Below are 19,092 nucleotides of genomic sequence, written 5' to 3' on the forward strand. Positions count from 1 at the left end.
TGCGCACATCGCCGGAAAACCGCGGCGCGCCTGAGTCTCAGTACTATGAAACAAAATATGTCAGGGAAAATCCGATGGGCGCAGACTGAGCGAAAAAGCGCTACCGCAACCCGAGCAGGATGCTGCTCCGCCCGGATCGACGGAGGTTCCACGGAGCGTCCGGCACTCCGCAGAGAGCGGTTCTATTGCAACCTGGCCCGCTCCAGCAGCGCCCAGGCCAGGGCGAAGGTCGGTTCGCCATCCTCGCTCTGCTCGCTGGCGCTGACCACGATCCACCGCGCGCCCGCCGGCTTGGCTGCCCACAGGCGGTATTCGCTGCCTGCGGAGCCGCCGTCGTCTTCCTCTACCTTGTAGCGCGCCTCGCCGTCGCCCAGACGCCTGCTCGCCAGGTCGGGCGAGGGCGGCGCGTCCTGGCGCTGGACCTCCAGTTGGCGTGGGTTGCGCAGCTTGCCGCCTTCGTCGAAGCGGAAGCCCTCGGCGCTGCGCCGCGCGTCGAAGCCGACGGGGCGCTCCACCACCAGGCCGTTCGGGTGGGTCAGGGTCTTGTCGAAGTCCACCCCGGACTCCGCGGTGCAGGCCAGCAGGGCGAGGCTGGCGAGAAACAGGGCGACTGTCTTCATGGGAACCTCATTCCAGGGTCGAGGAAGGTGGCGTAGGCATCGTCGACGAACATCGGCCAGCCCGGCGACAGGTTGTCGTCCCAGGGACGCGAGGTGTATTCCGAGGCCAGCGCGCGGACATTGTCCCGCGGCCAGTTGCGCGGATTGCCGGCGTAGGCGCGGAGATCGATGGAGGGAAATGCACCGCGGGTCTTCGGCAACTTGCGCAGGTCCTGTTGCGACGCCAGGTTGGCGACGTAGCGGATGTAACGGGCGGTGGCGAAGATGTTGAATTCGTCGGAAGCCAGCAGGGTGGCGACCGCCTTGCGCGACAGGCCGCGGCGCACCGGCTGGCCGAGCAGGTCGGTGAACAGCTCGTACTTGATCGCGGTGGAGACCACCACCTGGCCGAGGCCGATGGAGGTGTTGGCGCTCTTGATGCTGACTGCCGCCTGATAGTCCTTGGCGTCTTCGTCGCGGGTCTGGTCACGCTGCTCGGCGAGGATGATCGCGCCGATCAGTTGCGGCGTCAGGTCGTACTTGCGCGCAGCCGCGGACATGACCTTGGCCCGCGACGGCGGGTTGCCCGGATAGGCGTCGGGGAACAGCGTGCTGATCGGCTGGCCGACCAGCGTCTGTGCCTGGTTCAGCTTGTCTTGCGGCGAAAGCTGGCTCAGGTAGGCGCCCAGGTCGCCGAGCGGGTTGCTGTACTTGGTGACGGTCGCCGGGTCCTTGTTGAGCAGCTTGAGCTGGTCGCCGAAGGCAATGGACGGCAGGTCGGCCGGATTGACGCCGGTGGCGCCGACCCCGCTGAACGGACCCTGGATCGCCTGGCTGGCCACCCCGGTGGCGCCGGCCGCGGCGAAGCCCAGGCGGCCAGCGGCGTCGGCGAGGTCGGCGCAGATGTCGAAGAAGGTGATGGTGGGGAAGTAGATCCAGTTGTCGGTCTGGGTGCCCAGGGGATTGTTGATCAGGCTGCGGATCAAGGCATTGCGTGCCTGGTAGCGCTGCATGGTGGTGCGCCCGGCGATGCTGGCGATCAGCGAGCGCGCCAGTTCCGGCGGGCCCACCCGCTGGAACAGCTTGATCAGCGAGCCGCTCTTGTCGAGTGCGGCGATGGTCGCATCGGGCACGTTGTCGTTGCGGATCGCGGCGATCACCCGGCGGGCTTCCTGGCGGGTCACCTGCCAGTCGTCCCAGCTATAGGAAATCAGTGACTCGATCAGGTCGCTGGTGGCGGTCATCGGTCTTCCTCCTTGTGAGTTGCCAGGCCCGTCAGGCGGTCCTGGGCGAAAGAGCGGACCCTCCCGGTCCGCCCGTATGCCTGGGCTCAGCGCGCCTCGTTCTTGCCGGGCCGCCGCAGCCAGCGCCACAGGCCGCGCAGCAACAGGCCCAGCGGCAGCAGCACGACGAGGAACGGCAGGCTGTAGGCGAAGAACTTCATCGCGGCGATGGTGCCATCGACAAGGTCGTCGAGCAGTTGCCCGGCGGCCGTGGCGAGCTGGCCGAGGCGGCTGTCCGGCTGCGCCTCGCTGCTGAAGCTCAGGGTCAGCAGGTTGGTGGCGATGCGCCGCTGCTGCTGGGCGCCGGCCTGGGCGTTGTCGGCCAGTTGGGCTTCCACCGCGGCGATTTCCTTGGCCAGGGCCAGCAGGTCGCCGACGCTCATGTCCTTGCGCCCCTGGTATTGCTGCAGGGTCTGGTACTCGCGTTGCAGGCGCTCGCGTTGCTGGCGGGTGTCGGCGACCGCCTGGGCCAGGTCCTCGGCGCGGGTCTGCCGGCTTTCCAGCGTGCCGCCCTGGGCAGCGGCCGCGACCAGCTTCTCCACGCCGTCCGGGACGATGCGCACGGTGAGTTCGGCGTAATGGCCGATACCGCCGCGTTGTTCGATGGCGAGCACGTCGCACTGGCCGAAGCGCTCGCTGTTGCAGGCGTCGCGGCTGGCGGCGAGTTGCGCGTCGATACGCGCGGCGGAAAGGCGGATGCCGACGCGGTGTTCGTAGGCGAGGGCGGTGCCGGGTTTGCCCGTCTCGCCCTGGAAACCGGCATTGCCGGAGACGCTTTCGGCGTGTTCGGCGGAGCATCCGTAGAGCGCCGCCAGCAGGACGCCGGCGGCAAGCTTCCATGCGTTCATTCTATCGAGCCCTCCATGGCTTCGTGGTCTGCGTTACTTGACGCGCTGGCCCGGCTTGGCGCCGCTGTCCGGACTCAGCAGGTAGATCTCCTCGCCACCCGGGCCGGCGGCCAGGACCATGCCCTCGGACACCCCGAACTTCATCTTGCGCGGCGCCAGGTTGGCCACATAGAGCGTCAGGCGGCCTTCCAGGGCGCTCGGGTCGGGATACGCGCTCTTGATCCCGGAGAACACGTTACGCTTCGCGTCGCCGATGTCCAGCGACAGGCGCAGCAGCTTGTCGGCGCCTTCGACGAACTCGCACTTCTCGATCAGGGCGATGCGCAGGTCGACCGCGGCGAAAGCGTCGAAGTCGATCTCCGCGGCGATGGGTTCCTTGACCAGCTCGCCGTTGCCGGCGGGTTGGGATGCGGCGGCGGCGAGGTCTTCCTTGGAGGCTTCGATCATGGCTTCTACTTTCGCGGGCTCGATACGGGTCATCAGGGGCTGGAACGGGTTCAGTTGGTGGTTGGCCAGCAGGGTCCGGTGGTCGGCCCAGGTCAGCGGGGCGACGTTGAGGAAGGCTTCGGCGGCGGCGGCCAGCTTCGGCAGCACCGGCTTGAGGAAGATCACCAACTGGCGGAACAGGTTGATGCCCAGGCCGCAGACGGCCTGGACCTTGTCCTGCTGGCCTTCCTGCTTGGCCAGCGCCCAGGGCGCCTGTTCGGCGATCCAGGCGTTGGCGCGGTCGGCGAGGGCCATGATCTCGCGCATGGCGCGATTGAAGTCGCGGGCCTCATAGGCCTCGGCGATGCCCGGTGCGGCCTCGCGGAAGGCGGCGAGCAGCTCCGGCGCAGGATCGGCGCCGACCAGCACGCCGGCGTTGCCCTTGTGGATGAAGCCGGCGCAGCGGCTGGCGATGTTGACGACCTTGCCGACCAGGTCGGAGTTGACCTTCTGCACGAAGTCCTCGAGGTTCAGGTCGAGGTCCTCGACGCCGCGGCCGAGCTTGGAGGCGTAGTAGTAGCGCAGGTATTCCGGGTCCAGGTGGTCGAGGTAGGTGCGCGCCTTGACGAAGGTGCCGCGCGACTTGGACATCTTCTGGCCGTTCACGGTCAGGTAGCCGTGCACGTTCAGCGCGGTCGGCTTGCGGTAGCCGGCGCCTTCGAGCATGGCCGGCCAGAACAGCGCGTGGAAGTTGACGATGTCCTTGCCGATGAAGTGGTACAGCTCGGCACTGGAGTCCTTGCCCCAGAACGCGTCGAAGTCCAGCTCGGGACGCCGCGCGCAGAGGTTCTTGAAGCTGGCCATGTAGCCGATCGGCGCGTCCAGCCAGACGTAGAAGTACTTGCCGGGAGCGTCGGGAATCTCGAAGCCGAAGTACGGCGCGTCGCGCGAGATGTCCCACTGCTGGAGGCCGCTGTCCAGCCACTCGGCGAGCTTGTTGGCCACCGACTCCTGAAGGGCGCCGCTGCGGGTCCATTGCTTGAGCATGGCCTCGAAGTCCGGCAGCTTGAAGAAGTAGTGCAGCGATTCCTTGAGCACCGGGGTGGCGCCGGAGATCGCCGATTTCGGGTCCTTCAGTTCGGTCGGGGCGTAGGTCGCGCCGCAGGCCTCGCAGTTGTCGCCGTACTGGTCGGCGGTGCCGCACTTCGGGCAGGTGCCCTTGATGAAGCGGTCGGCGAGGAACATCTGCTTTTCCGGGTCGAAGTACTGGGTCACCGGGCGGGTGTCGATGTGCCCGGCGTCGCGCAGTTTCAGGTAGATCGCGCTGGACAGCTCGCGGTTCTCTTCCGAGTGGGTCGAGTGGTAGTTGTCGAAGTCCACCAGGAAGTCGGCGAAGTCGCCCATGTGCTCGGCGCGCACGGCGTCGATCAGTTGCTCGGAGGTGATGCCCTCGCGCTCGGCGCGGAGCATGATCGCCGAACCGTGGGCGTCGTCGGCGCAGACGTAGACGGCCTGGTTGCCACGCATCTTCTGGAAGCGCACCCACATGTCCGTCTGGATGTACTCCAGCATGTGTCCCAGGTGAATGGAACCGTTGGCGTAGGGGAGGGCGCTGGTAACGAGGATCTTGCGTGGTTCGGACATGGGTTCGGCTTATCGGCTGAGAGCTAAACGGATCGGTCACTATAAAGAAGCGGCGGTTTTTTTTCATCCGCGCGCCACTCGGGTAGGATGACCGGCATCGATTCCCCGCTTAACCCTCAGGAAATCCCCCATGTCCGCTATCACTCGCCAAACGGTGGAAGCCACCCTCCGCCAGTACCAGGACCCCTATCTGAACCAGGACCCCGTCAGCGCCGGCTGCCTGCGCGAGGTGGAGATCCAGGGCGACCGCGTGCGGGTGCGCCTGGAACTGGGGTACGCCGCCGGGCTGTTCAGAAACGGCCTGGCGCAAACCCTGCAAATGGCCCTGGAGGCGCTCGACGGCGTCGCTCGCGCCGAGGTCCGGGTCGACTGCGTGATCCAGCCGCACAAGGCACAGCCGCAGGTCGAGGTGATGGGCAACGTGAAGAACATCGTCGCGGTGGCTTCCGGCAAGGGCGGCGTCGGCAAGTCCACCACCGCCGCCAACCTGGCCCTGGCCTTGGCCCGCGAGGGTGCGCGGGTGGGCATCCTCGACGCGGACATCTACGGACCCAGCCAGGGCATCATGTTCGGCCTGCCGGAAGGCACCCGGCCGAAGGTCCGTGAGCAGAAGTGGTTCGAGCCCCTGGAGGCGCACGGGGTGCAGGTGATGTCGATGGCCTTCCTCACCGACGACAGCACGCCGGTGGTCTGGCGCGGGCCGATGGTCTCCGGCGCCCTGATCCAGCTGATCACCCAGACCGCCTGGGACAACCTCGACTACCTGGTGGTGGACATGCCGCCGGGCACCGGCGACATCCAGCTGACCCTGGCGCAGAAGGTGCCGGTGGCCGGCGCGGTGATCGTCACCACCCCGCAGGACCTGGCGCTGCTCGACGCGAAGAAGGGCGTGGAGATGTTCCGCAAGGTGAACATCCCGGTGCTCGGCGTGGTGGAGAACATGGCGGTGCACATCTGCTCCAACTGCGGCCATGCCGAGCACCTGTTCGGCGAGGGCGGCGGCGAGAAGCTGGCGGCGCAGTTCGGCGTCGAGCTGCTGGCGTCCATGCCGCTGTCGATCGCCATCCGCACCCAGGCCGACAGCGGCCGGCCGACGGTGATCGCCGACCCGGAAAGCCAACTGGCGATGCTCTACCAGGAAATCGCCCGCCATGTCGGCGCGCGCATCGTTCTCAGCGAGCGGGCCAGCGTCGGCCTGCCGAACATCAGCATCAGCGACGACTGAGGCGCTCGGGCAGCCGTCGGCGACGGCTGCCTTTGCCCTGGGGCGGCGGCCCCGGTAAGATTCGCGATCATTTTTCGCAGCTTTCGACAGGACACCCTCCATGACCATCAAATCGGACAAGTGGATTCGCCGCATGGCTCAGGAGCACGGCATGATCGAGCCGTTCGTCGAGCGCCAGGTGCGCGGCGCGGACGACAGCCGGGTGATTTCCTACGGGGTGTCCAGCTACGGCTACGACGTGCGCTGCGCCGCCGAATTCAAGGTGTTCACCAACATCCATTCGGCGGTGGTCGATCCGAAGAACTTCGACGAGAAAAGCTTCGTCGACATCAACAGCGACGTCTGCATCATCCCGCCGAACTCCTTCGCCCTGGCGCGCACCGTCGAGTACTTCCGCATCCCGCGCGACGTCCTGACCATCTGCCTGGGCAAGAGCACCTACGCGCGTTGCGGCATCATCGTCAACGTCACCCCGCTGGAGCCGGAGTGGGAAGGCCATGTGACCCTCGAGTTCTCCAATACCACCAACCTGCCGGCGAAGATCTACGCCAACGAAGGCGTGGCGCAGATGCTCTTCCTGCAATCCGACGAGGCCTGCGAAGTGTCCTATAAGGACCGTGGCGGCAAATACCAGGGCCAGCGCGGCGTGACCCTGCCAAAAGCCTGACGCCAGAGCGTTTCGACACCGGAAACCGGGCCTGGCGCCCGGTTTTTTCATGCCTTTTCCGCCAACCCCTCGCTGTTCCCCGCCGGCCGCTCTGGCACGCCTTATCGCGGGCGGGCAGGGGCTTATGCGCAGGCGACCGCCCGTCCTGTGAAATCTGGCAGTTACCGTTAGCTTTCGAATTGGCTAAAAAGTGTTCATCGGCTACGCGTGAACACGGACGCCAATCGTTTGCGCAGGCCGATCTGCAAGACCCACACAAGCCCCTCGCCTGAAGGGGTACGCATCCGCCGTGGCTGGTCCGCGCGGATGGCCGCTGAGTTACTTGTCTGCCGTTCGAACAATAAGAACGAACTCTACGTAATGCCGGGATACCCGTGGCAGCGATAGCTGTTTGCCTGTTCGAAAATTTTTGGGAGGTGTGAGATGCGGCGCGAAAGTCTGTTGGTATCGGTTTGCAAGGGCCTGCGGGTACATGTCGAGCGCGTTGGGCAGGATCCCGGGCGCAGCACGGTGATGCTGGTCAACGGCGCGATGGCGACCACCGCCTCGTTCGCCCGGACCTGCAAGTGCCTGGCCGAACATTTCAACGTGGTGCTGTTCGACCTGCCCTTCGCCGGGCAGTCGCGGCAGCACAACCCGCAGCGCGGGTTGATCACCAAGGACGACGAGGTGGAAATCCTCCTGGCGCTGATCGAGCGCTTCGAGGTCAATCACCTGGTCTCCGCGTCCTGGGGCGGTATCTCCACGCTGCTGGCGCTGTCGCGCAATCCGCGCGGTATCCGCAGCTCGGTGGTGATGGCATTCGCCCCTGGACTGAACCAGGCGATGCTCGACTACGTCGGGCGGGCGCAGGCGCTGATCGAGCTGGACGACAAGTCGGCGATCGGCCATCTGCTCAACGAGACCGTCGGCAAATACCTGCCGCCGCGCCTGAAAGCCAGCAACCATCAGCACATGGCTTCGCTGGCCACCGGCGAATACGAGCAGGCGCGCTTTCACATCGACCAGGTGCTGGCGCTCAACGATCGGGGCTACCTGGCTTGCCTGGAGCGGATCCAGAGCCACGTGCATTTCATCAACGGCAGCTGGGACGAGTACACCACCGCCGAGGACGCCCGCCAGTTCCGCGACTACCTGCCGCACTGCAGTTTCTCGCGGGTGGAGGGCACCGGGCATTTCCTCGACCTGGAGTCCAAGCTGGCCGCGGTACGCGTGCACCGCGCCCTGCTCGAGCACCTGCTGAAGCAACCGGAGCCGCAGCGGGCGGAACGCGCGGCGGGATTCCACGAGATGGCCATCGGCTACGCCTGAACCCTTGACCTGCGAAGACCCGGCCTGGCCGGGCTTTGCGGTCGCATAACGCACGGAGTAGCCCCATGCACGCCATCCTCATCGCCATCGGCTCGGCCGGCGACGTATTTCCCTTCATCGGCCTGGCCCGGACCCTGAAACTGCGCGGGCACCGCGTGAGCCTCTGCACCATCCCGGTGTTTCGCGACGCGGTGGAGCAGCACGGCATCGCGTTTGTCCCGCTGAGCGACGAACTGACCTACCGCCGGACCATGGGCGATCCGCGCCTGTGGGACCCCAAGACGTCCTTCGGCGTGCTCTGGCAAGCCATCGCCGGGATGATCGAGCCGGTCTACGAGTACGTCTCGGCGCAGCGCCATGACGACATCGTGGTGGTCGGCTCGCTATGGGCGCTGGGCGCACGCATCGCTCACGAGAAGTACGGGATTCCCTACCTGTCCGCGCAGGTCTCGCCATCGACCCTGTTGTCGGCGCACCTGCCGCCGGTACACCCCAAGTTCAACGTGCCCGAGCAGATGCCGCTGGCGATGCGCAAGCTGCTCTGGCGCTGCATCGAGCGCTTCAAGCTGGATCGCACCTGCGCGCCGGAGATCAACGCGGTGCGCCGCAAGGTCGGCCTGGAAACGCCGGTGAAGCGCATCTTCACCCAATGGATGCATTCGCCGCAGGGCGTGGTCTGCCTGTTCCCGGCCTGGTTCGCGCCGCCCCAGCAGGATTGGCCGCAACCCCTGCACATGACCGGCTTCCCGCTGTTCGACGGCAGTATCCCGGGGACCCCGCTCGACGACGAACTGCAACGCTTTCTCGATCAGGGCAGCCGGCCGCTGGTGTTCACCCAGGGCTCGACCGAACACCTGCAGGGCGACTTCTACGCCATGGCCCTGCGCGCGCTGGAACGCCTCGGCGCGCGTGGGATCTTCCTCACCGGCGCCGGCCAGGAACCGCTGCGCGGCTTGCCGAACCACGTGCTGCAGCGCGCCTACGCGCCACTGGGAGCCTTGCTGCCATCGTGCGCCGGGCTGGTCCATCCGGGCGGTATCGGCGCCATGAGCCTAGCCTTGGCGGCGGGGGTGCCGCAGGTGCTGCTGCCCTGTGCCCACGACCAGTTCGACAATGCCGAACGGCTGGTCCGGCTCGGCTGCGGGATGCGCCTGGGCGTGCCGTTGCGCGAGCAGGAGTTGCGCGGGGCGCTGTGGCGCTTGCTCGAGGACCCGGCCATGGCGGCGGCCTGTCGGCGTTTCATGGAATTGTCACAACCGCACAGTATCGCTTGCGGTAAAGCGGCCCAGGTGGTCGAACGTTGTCATAGGGAGGGGGATGCTCGATGGCTGAAGGCTGCGTCCTGAACGGTGCTGGCATAACAGATAGGGTTGCCATGATTTTGCCGTATCGGCAAGGCTGCGCGCTTGACAGCGTCATACCCCGGGCCAATTCTGCTGTGATGCATTTTATCGATCAGGGCTTACTGCAATGAGGAATGACGGAGGCTTTTTGCTGTGGTGGGACGGTTTGCGTAGCGAGATGCAGCCGATCCACGACAGCCAGGGCGTGTTCGCCGTCCTGGAAAAGGAAGTGCGGCGCCTGGGCTTCGATTACTACGCCTATGGCGTGCGCCACACGATTCCCTTCACCCGGCCGAAGACCGAGGTCCATGGCACCTATCCCAAGGCCTGGCTGGAGCGATACCAGATGCAGAACTACGGGGCCGTGGATCCGGCGATCCTCAACGGCCTGCGCTCCTCGGAAATGGTGGTCTGGAGCGACAGCCTGTTCGACCAGAGCCGGATGCTCTGGAACGAGGCTCGCGATTGGGGCCTCTGTGTCGGCGCGACCCTGCCGATCCGCGCGCCGAACAATTTGCTCAGCGTGCTTTCCGTGGCGCGCGACCAGCAGAACATCTCCAGCTTCGAGCGCGAGGAAATCCGCCTGCGGCTGCGTTGCATGATCGAGTTGCTGACCCAGAAGCTGACCGACCTGGAGCATCCGATGCTGATGTCCAACCCGGTCTGCCTGAGCCATCGCGAACGCGAGATCCTGCAATGGACCGCCGACGGCAAGAGTTCCGGGGAAATCGCCATCATCCTGAGCATCTCCGAGAGCACGGTGAACTTCCACCACAAGAACATCCAGAAGAAGTTCGACGCGCCGAACAAGACGCTGGCTGCCGCCTACGCCGCGGCGCTGGGCCTCATCTGAAGCGTAGGGCGCGCCGGCCGGCGCGCCCTACCAGATCTGGCAGGTTGCCTGCCGTTCATCCTCCTTTAGTCTTCCCCCTCATGTGTGTGCTGGTATGTCCTCCGACTGAGAGGGCCCAGGAGTATCAGGGTAGGGATGCCGCCTTTTTTTTCTCGGCCGGCACGACACGGGGACTTGGTCATGATCGAATTGCTCTCTGAATCGCTGGAAGGGCTTTCCGCCGCCATGATCGCCGAGCTGGGACGCTACCGGCATCAAGTCTTCATCGAGAAGCTGGGCTGGGACGTGGTCTCCACCTCCAGGGTCCGCGACCAGGAATTCGACCAGTTCGACCATCCGCAAACCCGCTACATCGTCGCCATGGGCCGCCAGGGCATCTGCGGTTGCGCCCGCCTGCTGCCGACGACCGACGCCTACCTGCTCAAGGACGTCTTCGCCTACCTGTGCAGCGAAACCCCGCCGAGCGATCCGTCGGTCTGGGAGCTTTCGCGCTACGCCGCCAGCGCGGCGGACGATCCGCAGCTGGCGATGAAGATATTCTGGTCCAGCCTGCAATGCGGCTGGTACCTGGGGGCCAGTTCGGTGGTGGCGGTGACCACCACGGCCATGGAGCGCTATTTCGTTCGCAACGGCGTGATCCTCCAGCGCCTCGGCCCGCCGCAGAAGGTCAAGGGCGAGACGCTGGTCGCGATCAGCTTCCCGGCCTACCAGGAGCGCGGCCTGGAGATGCTGTTGCGCTACCACCCGGAATGGCTGCAGGGTGTACCGCTGTCGATGGCGGTGTGAGGTCGTCAGCCGTTTCGCGCACTTTTTTCCGCTTCTCCTGCCGCATGCTCGGCCCGCGCCCCGGCGTCATCGGGCGTTCCCCTGCATTCCGGGATTTGGCCGCGGCTGCCGACTTGCGTAGTCTCTCTGCGGTCCGCCATCCCGAGGAGTCGCCATGCCGAAGTCATTCCGCCATCTCGTCCAGGCCCTGGCCTGCCTTGCGCTGCTGGCCAGCGCCAGCCTCCAGGCGCAGGAGAGCCGCCTCGACCGCATCCTCGAAAGCGGCGTGCTGCGCGTCGCCACCACGGGCGACTACAAGCCCTTCAGCTACCGCACGGAAGAGGGCGGTTACGCCGGTTTCGACGTGGACATGGCGCAGCGCCTGGCCGAGAGCCTGGGTGCCAAGCTGGTAGTGGTGCCGACCAGTTGGCCGAACCTGATGCGCGATTTCGCCGACGACCGCTTCGACATCGCCATGAGCGGCATCTCGATCAACCTGGAGCGCCAGCGCCAGGCGTATTTCTCGATTCCCTACCTGCGCGACGGCAAGACGCCGATCACCCTCTGTAGCGAAGAAGCGCGTTTCCAGACCCTGGAGCAGATCGACCAGCCGGGCGTGACGGCCATCGTCAACCCCGGTGGCACCAACGAGAAGTTCGCCCGGGCGAACCTGAAGGAGGCCCGGATCCTGGTGCATCCGGACAACGTGACGATCTTCCAGCAGATCGTCGACGGCAAGGCCGACCTGATGATGACCGACGCCATCGAGGCCCGCCTGCAGTCGCGGTTGCACCCGGAACTCTGCGCCGTGCATCCGCAGCAACCCTTCGACTTCGCCGAGAAGGCCTACCTGCTGCCGCGCGACGAGGCCTTCAAGCGCTACGTCGACCAGTGGTTGCACATCGCTGAGCAGAGCGGCTTGTTGCGCCAGCGCATGGAGCACTGGCTCGAATACCGCTGGCCCACCGCGCACGGCAAGTAGTACAGGGGCGGCGAGGTTGGCCGCGGGCCCGCGCGGCCTTCCTTGGCGGCGGCAAAAACGTTATGGTCGGCGCCCCATCCTGGTGCCTGGTCCATGCGTTATCTACTGTTCGTCACCGTCCTCTGGGCGTTCTCCTTCAACCTGATCGGCGAGTACCTCGCCGGCCAGGTCGACAGCTACTTCGCCGTGCTTACCCGGGTCCTTCTCGCTGGCCTGGTGTTTCTCCCGCTGACCCGCTGGCGCGGCGTCGAACCGCGTTTCGTCGGCGGAGTGATGCTGGTCGGCGCGCTGCAGTTCGGCATCACCTACGTCTGCCTGTACCTGAGCTTCAACGTGCTGACGGTGCCCGAGGTTCTGCTGTTCACCGTGCTGACGCCGGTCCACGTGGCCCTGTTCGACGACCTGCTCAACCGCCGCTTCAACTTCTGGGCCCTGGCCGCCGCGCTGGTGGCGGTGCTGGGCGCGGCGATCATCCGCTACGACGGGATCACCGGCGAGTTCCTCCAGGGCTTCCTGCTGCTGCAACTGGCCAACGCCACCTTCGCCGCCGGCCAGGTGCTGTACAAGCGCCTGGTGCGCAAGTACCCGTCCGAGCTGCCGCAGCGCCAGCGCTTCGGTTATTTCTTCGTTGGCGCGCTGCTGGTGGCGTTGCCTGCCTGGCTGCTGTTCGGCGATCCGCAGCGCCTGCCGGCCGGCGAGCTGCAATGGGGCGTACTGGTATGGATGGGGCTGCTGGCCACCGCCCTCGGCCAGTTCTGGTGGAACAAGGGCGCCACCGAGGTGGACGCCGGTACCCTGGCGGTGATGAACAACCTGCACGTGCCGGTCGGGTTGCTGCTCAACCTGCTGATCTGGAACCAGCACGCAGACCTGCCGCGCCTGGCCCTGGGCGGCGCGGTGATCGTCGCTTCGCTGTGGGTCAACCGGCTCGGCCGGCGCGAGGTGCGTGCATGAGGATTTCCGGGCAGGGCGTGCTGCTGTCGCTGGCCGCCTCGGTGCTGTTCGTTACCCTGCCGGGCTACGTCCACCTGCTGGAGCCGCTGGACAGCCTGCAGGTGGTGGCGCATCGGGTGGTCTGGTCGATCCCGATGGTATTCCTGCTGGTCGTCGCCACCCGCCAGTGGCCGACCCTGCGCGCCGCCTGGCGCCGGCTGTTCGCCGAGCCCTGGCTGCTGGCCTGCTTCCCGCTGACCGCGGCGATGATGCTGCTGCAATGGGGCATCTTCATCTGGGCGCCGTTGGCCGGGAAGACCCTTGAACTGTCGCTGGGCTACTTCCTCCTGCCGCTGGCGATGGTGCTGGTGGGGCGGGTGTTCTACGGCGAGCGCCTGACGTCGCTGCAGGCTATCGCCGTGGCCTGCGCGCTGGCCGGGGTGCTCCACGAGTTCTGGCTGACCCGCGCGTTCTCCTGGGTCTCCCTGGTCACCGCGCTGGGCTATCCCCCGTACTTCATGCTGCGGCGCAGGATGGGCGTGGACGCGCTGTCCGGGTTCGTCTTTGAGATGCTCTTCCTGCTGCCGCTGGCGTTGGCCGCGCTGTACTGGCTGGGCGACGAGAGCCAGGCCTTCCGCGAGGCGCCGCGCCTGTGGCTGCTGCTGCCGATGCTGGGGCTGATCAGCGCGCTGGCCTTCGGTGCGATGATGGCTTCCAGCCGGCTGCTGCCGATGGGGCTGTTCGGGATTCTCAGCTACGTCGAACCGGTGCTGCTGTTCCTGGTGGCGGTACTGTTCCTCGGCGAAGCGTTCCGTCCCGAGCAGCTATGGACCTACGCGCCGATCTGGCTGGCGGTGCTGTTGACCGGCTGGGACAGCGCGCGCCTGCTGAGGAAACAGGCGCGACGGGGCATCTGAGCGAGCCGCAGGCGCCGGAATCAGCGCTTGCGGGTGCTTTCGACCTGGGCGAGGGTGGTCGGCAGGATGCGCTTGCCGGCCAGGTAGTGGCGTTTCCAGTAGCTGCTGTTGAGGTCGGAGACGCGGACCTTCTTGCCGCGCCGCGGCGCGTGCACGAAGCGGTCGTTGCCGACGTAGATGCCGACGTGGTCGACGCTGCGGCTGCGGATCCGGAAGAACACCAGGTCGCCCGGTTGCAGCTTGCCGCGGGAGACCTTGTTGTTGTCCATGTTGTAGATGGCGCGGGCGGTCCGCGGCAGGTCGACGTCATCGACGTCCTGGAACACATAGTTGACCAGGCCGCTGCAATCGAAGCCTTTCTTCGGCGTGGTGCCGCCCCAGCGGTAGGGGGTGCCGATCATGCTGAAGGCGCGGTCGGTGACTTCGGAAGCGGCGGCCGCGACCACCGAGCGGTTGGCGGACTGGCGGGTGCTGACGACCCGGCTGGGCGACAGGGTGGAATTCTTCGACGGCTTGAAGGTGTGGGTGACCTGGTTGGAAGCCAGGCTGGGCGTCGAGAGGGCGGCCAGAAGGGCCGCGAAGCCTACAGACAGGCATGTCAAAAAGGGTGAACGCATTTCGGCATGTCTTCGCGTGCGTGAATAACGGTCCAGGCTTCCGCTGGTTCGTGGTTACTCTCTGTTCATCGGAGTGTCTTCTGGGTGACCGGAACGAGCCCTCCTGACTCTTCCGACCAGGCCGTCAAACGAAACGGCCAACTGCTTCCGGGCCTGGATGCATTCAGGTTGTCCCGGCGATAACGGGCTTCACGAAGGAAAATCGGGGGACTCATCGGCGTTCCCAGCGTATTCCCCTACGAAAGCGGCGGCTATTGTGACCTATTTTGACGCCAGCCTTCTGACCATTCGTCGAATGGTCGGTTCCGGATGTGACGCGCCGGTTTCGCCGTGCAAGTGGCGATACTTGCGGGTCCGGCAATGACCTGTTGTTCGCCGTGGCCTTGGAAAGCCTCTGCGCCGGGGGTATGTTCGTGGTCCCCGTACCCGAGTGAAGCCCGTAGAAGCGAGTCCAGATATGACCGAAACAGCCAAGCGTCCCTTGTACGTTCCCCATGCCGGCCCTTCGCTGCTGGAGATGCCGCTGCTGAACAAAGGCAGCGCGTTCAGTACCCAGGAACGCATCGATTTCAACCTGCAGGGCCTGCTGCCGCACAACATCGAGACCATCGAGGAGCAGACCGAGCGCGCCTACAGCCAGTACAACCTGTGCAACACCGATCTGGACCGCCACATCTTCCTGCGCTCGATCCAGGACAACAACGAGACCCTGTTCTTCCGCCTGCTCGAGGAGCACCTGGAAGAAATGATGCCGATCATCTACACCCCCACGGTCGGCCAGGCCTGCCAGGAGTTCTCGAAGATCTATCGGACCCACCGCGGCCTGTTCATCTCCTACCCGGACCGCGAGCGGATCGACGACATCCTGCGCAGCGCCACCAAGAACAACGTGAAGATCGTGGTGGTCACCGACAGCGAGCGGATCCTCGGCCTCGGCGACCAGGGCATCGGCGGGATGGGCATCCCGATCGGCAAGCTGTCGCTGTACACCGCCTGCGGCGGTATCAGCCCGGCCTACACCCTGCCGGTGGTGCTGGACGTGGGCACCAACAACCCGGACCTGCTCAACGACCCGATGTACATGGGCTGGCGCCACGAGCGGGTGAGCGGGGCGCAGTACGAGGAGTTCGTCGACCTGTTCATCCAGGCGATCAAGCGCCGCTGGCCCAACGTCCTGCTGCAATTCGAGGACTTCGCCCAGACCAATGCCATGCCGTTGCTGGAGCGCTACAAGGACGAGCTGTGCTGCTTCAACGACGACATCCAGGGCACCGCCGCGGTGGCCGTGGGCACCCTGCTGGCGGCTTGCAAGGCCAAGGGCGAGAAGCTCAGCGAGCAGACCGTGACCTTCGTCGGCGCCGGCTCCGCCGGTTGCGGCATCGCCGAGCAGATCATCGCCGCCATGCAACTGGAGGGCCTGGACGAGGCCCAGGCGCGTCGGCGCATCTTCATGGTCGACCGCTGGGGCCTGCTCACCGACGACATGAGCAACCTGCTTGACTTCCAGCACCGCCTGGCGCAGAAGCGCGCCGATCTCGGTGCCTGGGGCGGCCAGCAGGGCGACGACCTGGCGTTGCTGGAAGTGATCCGCAATGCCCGGCCGACGGTGCTGATCGGCGTCTCCGGGCAGCGCGGGCTGTTTTCCGAAGAGGTCATCCGCGAGCTGCACAGCCATTGCAAGCAGCCGCTGGTGATGCCGCTGTCCAACCCGACCTCGCGGGTCGAGGCGACTCCGCAGGAAATCCTCAACTGGACCGACGGCCAGGCGCTGGTCGCCACCGGTAGCCCGTTCCAACCGGTGCAGGTGGGCGACAAGCGGATTCCCATCGCCCAGTGCAACAACGCCTATATCTTCCCCGGCATCGGCCTGGGGGTGATCGCCGCGCGGGCCAACCGGGTCACCGAAGGCATGCTGATGGCCGCGGCCAACGCCCTGGCCAACTGCTCGCCGATCGTTACCCGGGGCGAGGGCGCCGTGTTGCCGGCGCTGGGTGACATCCGCGAGGTCAGCAAGCGCATCGCCGTCGCCGTGGCCAAGCAGGCCCAGGCCGAGGGCAAGGCCCTGCATACCAGCGACGAGGTATTGAACGACGCCATCGAGGCGAACTTCTGGTTCCCGCGCTACCGTGCCTACCGCCGGACTTCGTTCTGAGGCTTAGCCGCAGGCTGCGCACGGGGGAGAGGCGTTAACCGCCGATATTCCGCGCGATCGGTGCGAGAACGCGAAAAGGCCACCCCGAGGTGGCCTTTTTCGTTGACGGTAGCGCTAGCGCTCAGCGCACATGATCGGGGCGCGTCCGGTGTTCGGCCTGGGTTTCCGGGTTTTCCGCCGCGCGCCGCGCCAGGGCCGGCAGGACATGATCGCGCAGCAGCGGCGCGAGATTGTCCGGCTGCGCTTGGCCGGGGACCAGCCAGGCCAGTTCCTCCAGCTCCGCCTGCGCACAGACGGCGTGGGGCAAGCGGGCGACGTAGATATCGGCATCGACGCGGGTGTTCGCCTCGTTGGCCGCCGGCGCCTGGAAGCTGCCGAGGTGCTCGAAGGTCGAGGCGCCCATCGGCAGGCGCAGTTCCTCCAGCAGTTCGCGCTGTAGCGCGGCGAGGGGCGTTTCGCCCGGCTCGCGCTTGCCGCCCGGGAGCATGAAGGCCTGGGTGCCGCGCTTGCGCACCAGCAGCAGGTTGCCCTGGTCGTCGAACAGGCAGGCGGCGGAAATGCTCAGCAGCTTGTCGGTCATTGCGGGTCGTCCTCGGCGATCACCTGGTAGCGCATCTGTACGATGCCGCTGTTGTAGCCATGTTGTTCCAGCAGTTGCAGGCGCCGCTCGCGGCCGCCGGCGAACAGCGGGATGCCGGCGCCGAGCAGCTGCGGAATGACGCTGACGATCACCTCGTCGAGCAGCCCGGCCGCCAGGCAACTACCGGCCAGGCTGCCGCCGCCGGCCAGCCAGATCCGCCGGCAGCCCTGTTCGCCGAGGCGCGCGAGGCCTTCCTGGGGTGTGACGTGGCGCAACTCGACGCCTTCCGCTGCGCTTTCCTGCGGGTTGCGGGTGAGTACCTGGCAGGGTTTGCCCGGATACGGCCAGTCGCCGAAGCCGCGCACGATATCGTAGGTGCCGCGGCCCATCAGCAGGCCGTCGATGCCCTGGTAGAAGCTCTTGTAGCCGTGGTCGTTGCCGCCCTCGGCGAAACGGTCGAGCCAGTCGACGCTGCCGTCGGGGCGGGCGATGAAACCGTCCAGGCTGGCGGCGACGTAGTAGGTCAGGTGCGGTTTCATGGACGGTTTTCCTCGGTTCAGGCGGTGGCTTCGTCGCTGCGGCTCGGCGCGGCCAGCGCCTCGAACGAGCGGGCCCCGGCGTCACGCCCTTCGAGCATGCCTTGCAGCCCCTGGCGCAGGTCCTGGCCGCTGGGCTGCTGGTAGGCGCCGAGGCCGAACTCCGGCATCACCGCCAGCAGGTAGTCGAACACGTCGCCCTGGATGCGCTCGTAGTCGACCCAGGCGGTGGTGCGGGTGAAGCAGTATATCTCCAGCGGGATGCCCTGGGCTGTCGGCTGCAACTGGCGGACCATGCAGGTCATGTGCGGATGGATGTCCGGGTGGTTCTGCAGGTAGGCGAGGGCGTAGGCGCGGAACGTACCGATGTTGGTCAGCCGGCGGCGGTTGGCGGCCAGCGGGGCGACCCCGCCGTTGGCGGCATTCCACTCCTGCAACTCGGTCTGCTTGCGGGCCATGTATTCGGTGAGCAGGCGCACCTGGCTCAGGCGCCGCTCTTCCTTCTCGTCGAGGAAACGCACCTGGCTGGAGTCGACGTAGATTGCCCGCTTGATCCGCCGTCCGCCGGACTGCTGCATGCCGCGCCAGTTCTTGAACGACTCCGACATCAGGCGCCAGGTCGGCACCGAGACGATGGTCTTGTCGAAGTTCTGCACCTTCACGGTGTACAGGGTGATGTCCACCACGTCGCCGTCGGCGCCGACCTGCGGCATCTCGATCCAGTCGCCGACCCGCAGCATGTCGTTGCTGGTGAGCTGCACGCTGGCGACGAAGGACATCAGGGTGTCCTTGTAGACCAGCAGGAGGACCGCCGACATCGCGCCGAGGCCGGACAGCAGCAGGAGCGGCGAGCGGTCGATGATGATCGAGACGATGATGATCGCGCCGAACACGAACACGGCGATCTTCGCCAGTTGCACGTAGCCCTTGATCGAACGGGTGCGGGCATGCTCGGTACGCGCGTAGATGTCCAGCAGGGCATTCAGCAGCGCGGTGAGGGCGAGGATCAGGAACAGCACGGTGAAGGCCAGTGCCAGGTTGCCGAGGAAGTGCGCGGCCTTGTCCGGCATCTCCGGGATCCATGGCAGGCCGAATTGCACCAGCAGCGAGGGCGTGGTCTGTGCCAGGCGCTGGAACACCTTGTTGCGGATCAGGTCGCCGAGCCAGTGCAGCGCGGGCTGGCGGGCGAGCAGGTTGGCGGCGTAGAGGACGATGTAGCGGGCCACCCGGCCGAGAATCAGGGCGCCCACCAGCAGCAGGCCGAAGGCCAGGCCGGCGTGCAGGATAGGGTGTTGGTCGAGCGCCGACCAGTACCCGGAGAGCTGGTCGAGAAGGGATGTGGAGTCCATGGACAGGCGACTTCCTTTGTTGCGGGCGGGGGGGACGGGCCGGCCCCGCGGTTGAACGGAGA

The 19,092-nt window shown here is 66.3% G+C and carries 18 protein-coding genes; 10 read left to right on the top strand and 8 right to left on the bottom strand.

The window, feature by feature from the left end; translation table 11 throughout:
* Positions 1-182: 182 nt before the first annotated feature.
* The 4 genes from tsi3 to metG form a co-directional block, all read right to left on the bottom strand.
* Entirely contained in the window at positions 183-620 is a 438-nt protein-coding gene (gene tsi3, locus HMPREF2581_RS11650) for a T6SS effector muramidase immunity protein Tsi3 (RefSeq protein WP_003138169.1), read from the bottom strand.
* A complete protein-coding gene (tse3, locus tag HMPREF2581_RS11655) occupies positions 617-1,843 on the bottom strand; it encodes a type VI secretion system effector muramidase Tse3 (protein WP_003138171.1) in 1,227 nt (408 codons plus the stop codon). The genes tsi3 and tse3 overlap by 4 nt, the downstream gene beginning before the upstream one ends.
* Positions 1,844-1,929: 86 nt before the next feature.
* The gene (locus HMPREF2581_RS11660; protein ID WP_003138174.1) at positions 1,930-2,730 is read right to left on the bottom strand and encodes a DUF4349 domain-containing protein; all 801 of its coding nucleotides are present in this window, start codon (positions 2,728-2,730) and stop codon (positions 1,930-1,932) included.
* A 33-nt stretch (positions 2,731-2,763) separates the two neighbouring features.
* Positions 2,764-4,800: a methionine--tRNA ligase gene (gene metG, locus HMPREF2581_RS11665; RefSeq protein ID WP_003092021.1), complete on the bottom strand. Its 2,037-nt coding sequence runs from the start codon at positions 4,798-4,800 to the stop codon at positions 2,764-2,766.
* Between the two features lie 130 nt (positions 4,801-4,930).
* Here metG and apbC point away from each other — a divergent pair, with 130 nt between their 5' ends.
* The 9 genes from apbC (at position 4,931) to rarD (ending at position 13,796) form a co-directional block, all read left to right on the top strand.
* On the top strand, positions 4,931-6,025 hold the full coding sequence (apbC, locus tag HMPREF2581_RS11670) for an iron-sulfur cluster carrier protein ApbC (RefSeq protein ID WP_003092020.1): 1,095 nt from the start codon (positions 4,931-4,933) through the stop codon (positions 6,023-6,025).
* A 100-nt stretch (positions 6,026-6,125) separates the two neighbouring features.
* On the top strand, positions 6,126-6,692 hold the full coding sequence (gene dcd / locus HMPREF2581_RS11675) for a dCTP deaminase (RefSeq protein WP_003092017.1): 567 nt from the start codon (positions 6,126-6,128) through the stop codon (positions 6,690-6,692).
* Positions 6,693-7,115: 423 nt separating this feature from the next.
* On the top strand, positions 7,116-8,003 hold the full coding sequence (gene rhlA / locus HMPREF2581_RS11680; protein WP_003092013.1) for a 3-(3-hydroxydecanoyloxy)decanoate synthase: 888 nt from the start codon (positions 7,116-7,118) through the stop codon (positions 8,001-8,003).
* Positions 8,004-8,068: 65 nt separating this feature from the next.
* Entirely contained in the window at positions 8,069-9,349 is a 1,281-nt protein-coding gene (locus HMPREF2581_RS11685; protein WP_003092007.1) for a glycosyltransferase, read from the top strand.
* A gap of 124 nt (positions 9,350-9,473) precedes the next feature.
* On the top strand, positions 9,474-10,199 hold the full coding sequence (gene rhlR / locus HMPREF2581_RS11690; protein ID WP_003119559.1) for a quorum sensing system transcriptional regulator RhlR: 726 nt from the start codon (positions 9,474-9,476) through the stop codon (positions 10,197-10,199).
* A gap of 180 nt (positions 10,200-10,379) precedes the next feature.
* The gene (gene rhlI / locus HMPREF2581_RS11695; protein ID WP_003138177.1) at positions 10,380-10,985 is read left to right on the top strand and encodes an acyl-homoserine-lactone synthase RhlI; all 606 of its coding nucleotides are present in this window, start codon (positions 10,380-10,382) and stop codon (positions 10,983-10,985) included.
* Positions 10,986-11,139: 154 nt separating this feature from the next.
* A complete protein-coding gene (pheC, locus tag HMPREF2581_RS11700; protein ID WP_003138179.1) occupies positions 11,140-11,946 on the top strand; it encodes a cyclohexadienyl dehydratase in 807 nt (268 codons plus the stop codon).
* 93 nt (positions 11,947-12,039) lie between these two features.
* The gene (locus HMPREF2581_RS11705) at positions 12,040-12,900 is read left to right on the top strand and encodes a carboxylate/amino acid/amine transporter (protein WP_003092000.1); all 861 of its coding nucleotides are present in this window, start codon (positions 12,040-12,042) and stop codon (positions 12,898-12,900) included.
* Entirely contained in the window at positions 12,897-13,796 is a 900-nt protein-coding gene (gene rarD / locus HMPREF2581_RS11710) for an EamA family transporter RarD (protein ID WP_003138181.1), read from the top strand. The genes HMPREF2581_RS11705 and rarD overlap by 4 nt, the downstream gene beginning before the upstream one ends.
* Positions 13,797-13,816: 20 nt before the next feature.
* Here the strand turns inward: rarD and HMPREF2581_RS11715 are convergent, their stop codons facing one another.
* Positions 13,817-14,413, bottom strand: coding sequence for a C40 family peptidase (locus tag HMPREF2581_RS11715; protein WP_003103763.1), 597 nt, complete (start codon positions 14,411-14,413; stop codon positions 13,817-13,819).
* Between the two features lie 457 nt (positions 14,414-14,870).
* Here HMPREF2581_RS11715 and HMPREF2581_RS11720 point away from each other — a divergent pair, with 457 nt between their 5' ends.
* Positions 14,871-16,565 (top strand): NAD-dependent malic enzyme, encoded by a 1,695-nt coding sequence (locus HMPREF2581_RS11720; protein ID WP_003091987.1) that lies wholly within the window; start codon positions 14,871-14,873, stop codon positions 16,563-16,565.
* A gap of 121 nt (positions 16,566-16,686) precedes the next feature.
* Here HMPREF2581_RS11720 and HMPREF2581_RS11725 read toward each other — a convergent pair whose 3' ends face one another.
* From HMPREF2581_RS11725 to HMPREF2581_RS11735, 3 genes are read right to left on the bottom strand one after another with little or no spacing between them, the layout of a single operon-like run.
* Positions 16,687-17,145, bottom strand: coding sequence for an NUDIX hydrolase (locus HMPREF2581_RS11725; protein WP_003138184.1), 459 nt, complete (start codon positions 17,143-17,145; stop codon positions 16,687-16,689).
* Complete coding sequence (locus HMPREF2581_RS11730; protein ID WP_003111057.1) at positions 17,142-17,684, bottom strand: dihydrofolate reductase family protein; 543 nt, start codon at positions 17,682-17,684, stop codon at positions 17,142-17,144. Before HMPREF2581_RS11730 ends, HMPREF2581_RS11725 begins: the two co-directional genes overlap by 4 nt.
* A gap of 17 nt (positions 17,685-17,701) precedes the next feature.
* Positions 17,702-19,030 carry a mechanosensitive ion channel family protein gene (locus tag HMPREF2581_RS11735; RefSeq protein WP_003091979.1) on the bottom strand — a complete coding sequence of 443 codons (1,329 nt, stop codon included), beginning with the start codon at positions 19,028-19,030 and terminating at the stop codon, positions 17,702-17,704.
* Between the last annotated feature and the right edge of the window lie 62 nt (positions 19,031-19,092).

The sequence above is a fragment of the Pseudomonas sp. HMSC057H01 genome (genome assembly GCF_001836405.1).
In the GTDB taxonomy this organism is placed as follows: Bacteria; Pseudomonadota; Gammaproteobacteria; order Pseudomonadales; family Pseudomonadaceae; genus Pseudomonas; species Pseudomonas aeruginosa.